Source organism: Dactylosporangium sp. NPDC049140, assembly GCF_040648435.1.
Genome location: NZ_JBEZDS010000116.1, coordinates 1 through 7,676, shown reverse-complemented (window position 1 = coordinate 7,676; position 7,676 = coordinate 1). Strand labels below are relative to the sequence as shown.

The following is a 7,676-nucleotide window of genomic DNA, read 5'->3' as shown; positions in this document are numbered from 1 at the left end:
CGGCGCATGCCCCACCTGCCACCAAACCGTGAAACCGTTACAGCGCAACAAGCATCGACAAACCTAACAAAGTCCTACTAGGCCCTGTCCTGCCGATCATGCCGGCCTGCGCCGGGCCCAGATTCCGCCTGCGCGCACCCCGCGAAGGCCGGGTTGCAACACCGGTAGCCAGGCCTCCGCGGGGCACACGCAGGCGAAATCTGGACCTCGTCTCGGCTCGACATGATCGGCAGGACAGGGCCTAGACCGTGCCCGCGGCCACCCACATGGTCAGGGTGGCCAGGAAGTCGCCGCGCTCGCCCGCCTCGCTCAGCGCGCCGAACCAGTCCTCGCGCAGGTCGCCGGGGATCAGGCCGGCCTCGGCCGGGACCATCGGGTTGACCATCGGCAGCACGGCCGCGGCGGCGATCGGGTCGGGGAAGTACAGCGCGACCGGCACCGCCGTCACGTCGTGCAGCCCGGCGTGGTGCAGGCGACGGCGTAGCGTGCGGCCCATGTCGAGGTGCTGGCCGGCCACGGTGGCCAGCAGGTGCTCGCGGACCCGGGCGACCAGCGGCCGGGGCAGCCCGTCGACGGCGACGGACTCCCAGTCGGTGTCGACGAGGCAGACGCGGCCGCCGGCGCGGGTGACCCGGGCCAGCTCGGCCACGGCGCGGCCGGGCTCGGCCAGGTGCTGCAGGACCCGCTCGCAGCGCACCGCGTCGAACCAGTGGTCCGGGAAGTCCAGGGCGGTGACGTCGCCGCGCAGGTACTGCACGCAGGTCCCCTCGTCGCGGGCCCGCGCCGCGGCGATCGCGGCCTCCGAGGCGTCGAGCGCGACGATCGAGCCGGTGTCGCACAGGCGGGTCGCGAGCCACCGCGCCACCTCGCCGGTGCCCGCCCCGGCGTCGAGAATGCGCTGGCCGGGCGCCAGATGCAGGGCGGCGAACGCGACCTCGCGCACGCGCTGCATCTCGGGGTTCGCGGCCATGTGGTCCAGCGCGCAGATGAGCCGGGCGTCGGCGGGGACATCGGTGGCCATCAAGCCAGTCTCACCCGGCGCGCCCCGGCCCGGCTGCCCGGAAACCGATCGTCAATCCGACATCAGACGGACGAGCATTTCGCGGTACCACTGGAAGGCCGGCACCTTCGCGCCCGGCTCTTTGGCCTGCTCGTCCCAGCGGCGCAGCGCCACGGCGTCGGCGGCGAACCCGTGCGCGGCGAACCGGCGCACCTCGGCCGGCGACATCGGGCCGCCCTGCACGCCGAGCGTGAACCGGGACGCCTCGGACAACCGGTCGTGGTACCCCGGCTCGACCGCGCACAGGTACCGCTTCGCCGCCACGTGCAGCCGCACCGGCTCGCACACCGCGGGCCCGAACCACCGCGCCAGCCAGCCGGCCCCGGTGTCGCCGTGCCGGTTGTCGCGGCCCTCCATGAGGTCGGCCCCCGTGAGCAGGCCCTGGAAGTGCCCGACGTCGTGCAGCAGCGCGGCGGCGACGAGGGGTTCCGGAGCCTGCGCCTGTACCGCGAGCGCCGCCGCCTGCAGCATGTGCTCGGCCTGGGTGACCGGCTCGCCGAGATAGTCCCGCGCGCCCTCGCCCTCGAAGAGCGCCTGCATCTCGTCCACCGCCGCGTCGCCGTTCATGGCTCGATCGTGCTCGCCGCCGGTGAACCGCGCCTGAACTGCGCCTCCGGCCGCTCATGGCCGGGAAGCGCACGCTGCTCGAAGTACAACAACAGCAGCGCGAGCAGGGCGAACACCACGTGGCTGACGGGCGTGACGACCGGCCCGTCGCCCATGAACGGCTTCATGGAGAAGGAGTGCCAGGCGTAGGTCAGCGTCGCCCCGGCCGCGAGCGCCAGCCGGTGCCCGGCCCCCCACCCGTCACGCCGTGACCAGCGCAGCACCAGGGCCGCCATCCCGCCGAACACCACGACCATCAGCCCCACGCTGACCCAGGTCGGGGCGGAGTCGGGCAGCCGGAACAGCGCCCCGGCCACGAGCGTGAGCACGAGCACCCGCCACGCCGCGGGCACCCGGCCCGGCACCGTCTCCCGGTGCGGCCACCGGAACGCGAGCACGACCAGCACCAGCCCGGCGAGCCCGGCCCCGGCGAGCCGAGGCCACGGCGCGGTGAAGTGGTCGCTGCTCTGCGTACCGAACACGTTCAACGCCGCGCCGAGCACACAGAGTACCCCGGCCACGACGAGCCCGGGCGCCCGCAGCCACGGCGTGGTGCGCGTCGCGGGGTTCAGGTTCTCCACGAGCGCGATCGGCACGCTGATGCTCCAGATCGTGTGCACGGCCAGGACGGTGATCGTCCACGGCACCGAGATGCCGAGGCCGGGCACGAACCAGTGCTGGAGCAGGTGCAGGCCCGCGTAGTTGGGGTTGAACAGCGACTGCGTGACGAGGCCTTCCTCGATCACGCCGTACGCGAGCGCGAGCGTCAGCATCGTCGGCCACCCCCGCCCGGTGCGCCGCGCGAACTCCCGGATGAGAATCGCCCCGCCGCCGTACATGGGCGCAAGAAAGAGCAGCGCGAAGAGCGCGTTGATCCCGAAGTCCCCGAGCAGGAACTCGGCGACGAGGGGCGCGAGAAAGAACAGTGCCACGGCTTGTTTCCGCATACCGACAGCGTGCGCCGCAGCTCAGACCGCGGGTAGTTTCGTGTGTACGTGATCGGCCGGTACAAATGTCAGTGTTGCCGCGGCGCACGGATCCTCGCCGGGCGGCCACTACGCCCCGGCGAGGCGCCTCCACCTCAGCCCGGCGGCGAGCGCGAGGCCGCCCGCGACCGCGTAGACGGGGCTGACGGTCAGGTTGTGATCGAGCAGCAGGGACACGGCGGCGGCGAGCAGGGCGAAGGCCGGGACGAGCGCGAGGACGGCCCCCAGGTGGTCCAGGACCCGCGGCCCCGGCCGGGCCAGGCGGTAGCCGCGCAGCGCGGCGGCCAGGACGAGCCCGAGCACGGTCAGCCAGTCGGCGTACAAACTGCCGGTCACCGGCGAGGCGGCCAGGTTGCCGGCCGCGGCGAGAACCACGGCCACGAGCCCGCCCACCTCGGCGGCGCCTGCGGGCAGCCTCGGCGCGGGACCCGGCTCGGCGGGGGCGTCGGCACCGGGGCGGGCCGTCCGGGTCGCCCAGATCGCGACCGCCACGCCGCCCAGAGCGATGGCGGCGAGTTCGGTCGCTCGAATCGAGTCGTAGGAAGCCGCCATCGTCATTCCCCTGCCAGATACCAGATCAGGATCATCCCGACCCCGAGGGCCGCGACGGTGGAGGCCGTCCAGTCGACCGCCCGGGAGCCGGGCAGGCGCAGGCGTACGGCCCGCCAGAGCACGCCGGCCGCGAGCGCGCCGCCGCCGGTGAGCCACGGGCCGCTCGCGCCGCCCATCCCCAGCAAGGCGGGCACGAGCACCAGCAGGGCCGCGACGGCGGCGGCGACCAGCGCGAACAGCTCGGTGAAGCCGGTGCCGTACCCGGCCGGCGGTTTACGCTCGGGCGCCGGCGTCGCCCTCGTCACGGCCTTGGGTTGCGTTGCGGCGTTTGGTTGCGTTGCGGCGTTTGGTGGCGTTGCGGCGTTTGGTGGCGTGGCGGCCTTTGCTGGCGTGGCGGCTTTTGCTGGCGTTGCGGCGTTTGGTGGCGGTCCGGCTTTTGGCGGGTCCGGCCACAGTCGCTCGTCGGGCTGCGGGACCGCCGGGGCGGCGACGGGCGCGGGCGCGGGGCCGGCCGCCAGGTGCAGGGCGCCCTCGGCGACGACCAGCTGCGGCTCCTCGAGGACCGTCGGGGCGACGCCCGTGGCGCGGTGCAGCATCGTGGCGATCAGCGGGGTACGGGTACCGCCGCCGACCAGGAACCACCCGGCGACCGCATCCGGCCGCACCCGGGCCTCCTTGAGCGTGGTCAGGGCGAGCTGCACGGTGCGGGCCAGCACCGGCTCGGCCGCGGCGTCGAACTGCTGCCGCGTGAAGAGCACCTCCTGGTCGGCCACCGGGATGAACATGCTCGCCGAGGACTCGCGCGACAGCGCCTCGCGCAGGTGGCGGGCATCGGTCCACAGCATGGTGGCGTGGCGCAGGTCGGCGGCGGACTGCGGCGCCGCGAGCCGCGGCCACGTGCCGGGCGCGGACGGTTCGACGACGGTGCGGGCGTGGGCGACGACCAGCGCGTCGAGGTCGAGGCCGCCGACGTCGTCGAGGCCGCGGCAGGCCAGGTCCCGGAACCCGTCGGCGGTGCGCTGCACCACGCTGGCGTCGAACGTGCCGGCCCCGAGGTCGTAGACGACCACGCACTGCCCGGGGCGTACCGCATGGCCCAGCACCGCGGCGAAGTACGTGGCCGCCGCGACGGGCTCGGCGACGAGGTCCGGGGCCGGGAGCCCGGCCTGCGCGGCCGCGTCGAGCAGCACCTGGCGGCGGGCCGAGCCCCACGTCGCCGGGCAGGTCATCGTCACCGTGGCCGGCGGGCCGCCCAGCGTGCGCAGCGCCTCCGCGCGGACCCGGGTCAGGGTGGCCGCCACCAGCTCGGGCACGGGCACGGCGCGGTCGCCGAGCAGCACCTCGAGGTCGTCGATGCGGCGCTTGGGGTGCGGCTCGTAGCGGGCCGGGTCGAGGCGCGCGGCGTGCTCGGCGTCGCGGCCGACGAGGAGGCGGCCCGCGTCGTTGCGGAAGACCGCCGAGGGCAGCAGCGGCGAGGAGTCGAACAGCAGCGGGCGCACCTTGCCGCCGGGATGGCGCAGCACGGCCACGGTGCTCGATGTTCCGTAGTCGATTCCGAGCGCGGCGTCCGGCACGCGGGAAGCATAGAGATCGCCTGCGCCCGGAGACGATCGGTCGATCGGGTCGGTAAAAGTGTCAGACCCGCCGCGTAAGGTGCCCATTGCGATCAACCCTGGGGAGGCGGCCGTGTTCGGACTGGTGCTCAGTGCGCTGCGAGCGCGGGCGGCGCAGGCGTGGGCCGTCTTCGTGCTGGCCGTGCTGCTGGTGACCGCGGCCGCCGCCGGGCCGTGGTTCGCCGCCGGGGCCGGGCGCCGGGCGGCCGCGGCCGATGTCGCCGCCGCCCCCGCGGCCGAGCGGACGATCTCGGTCCGCCGCCAGACCAACGCCGACGGCGACCCGGAGTCCGCGCTGGCCGCCTACCGCGACACGGTCGAGCGGCTGCTGCCGGGGTTCGGCCCGGCCAGGGCGGGCACCGTCGGGGTCGCCGCCGACATGCTGCTGAACCGGGGCGAGACAACGACGAAAATCCCGGTGGTGTACCGCGATGAGGCCTGCCGTCACCTGCAGGTCGACGGGCGCTGCCCGCAGGCCGCCGGCGAGGTGCTGCTCAGCGTCGCCGCCGCCGACGCGCTCGGGCTGCACACCGGCGACGCGCTCGAGCTGCGCAACCGGCCCGGCGCGAAGGCGGTGCCGGCGACCGTCGTGGGGCGCTACGAGCTCGCCGGCGCGGCCGGGGCGTACTGGGGCGACTCGCTCTTCCGGGCCGGCGACGGCGGGCCCGACCCGATGTTCACCGCCGTCGGGACCTTCCAGAGCCCGCAGCTGGCCGGGCCGACCTTCGCCTACACCGCCGAGCTGCCCGAATCGGCGTTCACCGACCCCGGGTCCCCGGTCGCCGACCGGCTGCGCGCGGCCGACTTCGCGCTCGGGCGGGCCGGGCTGACGCTCGTCGCGCCCGGCCAGGGGCTCGTCGAGCGCATCGCCGCCGACCGGGCCGCGATCCGCGGCGGCGCCCTTGCCGGGACGCTCGCGGCGGTGGTGCTGTGCTGGTTCGCGCTCGCCCTCGCGGGCCGGCAGACCGCGCGCGAGCGGCGGGGCGACGCGGGGCTGCTGAAGCTGCGCGGCGGATCCCGGCGGCGGGCGCTGCGGCTGGGGGTCGGGCAGCTGGCGGTTCCGCTGCTGGCCGGTCTTCCGTTCGGGCTCGGGCTCGGCTGGGTGGCCGGGCGCCTGCTCGGCGGGCCCGCGGCCGGGCTCGCGCCGCCGTTCGGCGGGGTGGCGGGGGCGTGGCTGCTGGCCGGGCTCGCCGCGGTCGGCGCGGTCCTCGGCGGGCTGGCCGCGATCGCCGCCGGGGAGCTCGCGGTGCTGCGCGCGCCGGTGGCGGTGCTGCTGCGGCGGGTACCGTCGCCGGGAAGGGCGCGCCGGGCCGCCGTCGACGTGATCCTCGTCGTGCTCGCCGGGTTCGCCGCCGCCCAGCTGTGGGGGAGCGGGCTGCGCACGGCCGTGCCGCTGCTCGTCGCCGTCATCGTCGCCGTGGCCGCCGCCCGCATCCTGGCCGGCGCCGCGTCCCGGGCCGGCTCGGGGGCGCTGCGGTCCGGGCGGCTGCGGGCCGGGCTCGCCGCCGTCGCGCTGTCCCGCCAGCCGGGCGGCGACCGGCTCATGGCCCTCATCGCCGTCGCGGTCGCCGGGGTGTGCGCCGCGACCGGCGGCTGGCTCGCCGGGTTCGACGCCCGCGACGCCCGCGCCGCGCAGGAGCTCGGCGCGCCGCGGGTGCTCACCGTCCGGGCCGCCAACCCGACCGCGCTGCTCGAGGGCGTGCGCCGCGCCGACCCCGGCGGCCGCGAGGCGATGGCGGTCGTCGTGGACCGGACGTCCGGCCCGCCCGTCATCGCGGTCGACACGGCCCGGCTCGCGGCGGTGGCGGGGTGGCGGCCGGAGTACGGGCCGTTGCCGTCGCTGCGCCCGGCCGGCACCGGGGCGGACGAGCCGGGCATCAGCGGCGGCCGGCTCGTCGTGCGGGCCCGCAACGACGGCGCCGGGCCGGTCGGCCTGGCCGTGGTCGTGCAGAACACCGTCACCGGCCGGCGCGCCACCGTCACCCTCGGCCCGCTGGACCGCGGCGAGCACGAGGCCGCCGCCGACGTCACCGGCTGCGCCGAGACCTGCCGCCTGGTCCGCCTCGACCTCATCCAGCCACGGCCCGCGAGCGCCGGCGGCCCGTCGGACGAGCCCGTGAAGCCGACCGCCGACACCCCGCCCAGCGACGTCGCCGCCGCCACGCTCACCATCACCGAGGTGCGCCAGGAGGCCCCGGCCGCGCGGGTGCTCGACGCGGCGTTCCTCGGCGACCCGCGGCAGTGGCGCACCGGCCTCATCGGGCCCGCGATGCAGGTCAGCGCGCGGCAGGGGGCGCTGACGCTGTCGCTGCCCAACGCCGCCTGGGGCTTCGACGACCGCGTCTACGTCATGGGCGCCGGCCTGCCGCTGCCCGCCGTCCTGGCCGGCGAGGCCCCGGCCCCGTGGCGCCTCGGCGACCCGGCGCTCGACCTCTTCGGCGGCGGCGCCGTGCCCGTCCACGTCGCCGGCACCGCCCCGCTGCTGCCCGTCCTCGGCGGGTCCGGCGTGCTCGTCGACCTCGACGCCGCCCAGCGCCTCGGCGCCGGCGGGTCCTCGGCCGGCACCGACCAGGTCTGGCTCGCGGCCGGCGCCGGGCCCGGGCTCACCGACCGGCTCCGCGCCGCCGGGCTGACCGTGCTCGGCGAGGACAGCGTCGCCGCCCGCGCTGACCGGCTCGCCGCGCGCGGGCCCGCCGTCGCCGAGCGTTACCGGCTCTTCGCCGCCGCCCTCGGCCTGCTCGCCGCGGCCGCCGCGCTCGCGGTCGTAGATCCAGAACACGCGCTCCACCCGGGCGCCCACGGCCTTGGAGTAGAACCCGATCGGGCCCGCCCAGCCGATCTGGGCCGCCCGCAGTCCGG

6 protein-coding genes are annotated in these 7,676 nt (G+C 76.5%); 1 reads left to right on the top strand and 5 read right to left on the bottom strand.

Annotated features, from left to right (window positions below; translation table 11 throughout):
- Window positions 1–241 precede the first annotated feature (241 nt).
- The 5 genes from AB0B76_RS58400 to AB0B76_RS58380 all read right to left on the bottom strand — a co-directional run bounded on the left by AB0B76_RS58400 (window position 242) and on the right by AB0B76_RS58380 (window position 4,778).
- Complete coding sequence (locus AB0B76_RS58400) at window positions 242–1,021, bottom strand: methyltransferase domain-containing protein (protein WP_360394948.1); 780 nt, start codon at window positions 1,019–1,021, stop codon at window positions 242–244.
- A gap of 51 nt (window positions 1,022–1,072) precedes the next feature.
- Complete coding sequence (locus AB0B76_RS58395) at window positions 1,073–1,627, bottom strand: phosphonate degradation HD-domain oxygenase (protein ID WP_360394946.1); 555 nt, start codon at window positions 1,625–1,627, stop codon at window positions 1,073–1,075.
- The gene (locus tag AB0B76_RS58390) at window positions 1,624–2,613 is read right to left on the bottom strand and encodes a hypothetical protein (RefSeq protein ID WP_360394943.1); all 990 of its coding nucleotides are present in this window, start codon (window positions 2,611–2,613) and stop codon (window positions 1,624–1,626) included. Before AB0B76_RS58390 ends, AB0B76_RS58395 begins: the two co-directional genes overlap by 4 nt.
- Window positions 2,614–2,721: 108 nt before the next feature.
- On the bottom strand, window positions 2,722–3,204 hold the full coding sequence (locus tag AB0B76_RS58385; protein ID WP_360394941.1) for a hypothetical protein: 483 nt from the start codon (window positions 3,202–3,204) through the stop codon (window positions 2,722–2,724).
- Between the two features lie 2 nt (window positions 3,205–3,206).
- Window positions 3,207–4,778, bottom strand: coding sequence for an Hsp70 family protein (locus AB0B76_RS58380; RefSeq protein WP_360394938.1), 1,572 nt, complete (start codon window positions 4,776–4,778; stop codon window positions 3,207–3,209).
- Window positions 4,779–4,890: 112 nt separating this feature from the next.
- On the opposite strand from AB0B76_RS58380, the gene AB0B76_RS58375 reads away from it, so the two are divergent.
- The coding region (locus AB0B76_RS58375; protein ID WP_360394935.1) for an FtsX-like permease family protein at window positions 4,891–7,676 on the top strand (2,786 nt) is incomplete at its 3' end.

Bases quoted from the DNA above. Each gene is read 5' to 3' on its own strand.
- AB0B76_RS58400 (WP_360394948.1), bottom strand. From the start codon at position 1,021: ATGGCCACCGATGTCCCCGCCGACGCCCGGCTCATCTGCGCGCTGGAC.
- AB0B76_RS58395 (WP_360394946.1), bottom strand. From the start codon at position 1,627: ATGAACGGCGACGCGGCGGTGGACGAGATGCAGGCGCTCTTCGAGGGC.
- AB0B76_RS58390 (WP_360394943.1), bottom strand. From the start codon at position 2,613: ATGCGGAAACAAGCCGTGGCACTGTTCTTTCTCGCGCCCCTCGTCGCC.
- AB0B76_RS58385 (WP_360394941.1), bottom strand. From the start codon at position 3,204: ATGGCGGCTTCCTACGACTCGATTCGAGCGACCGAACTCGCCGCCATC.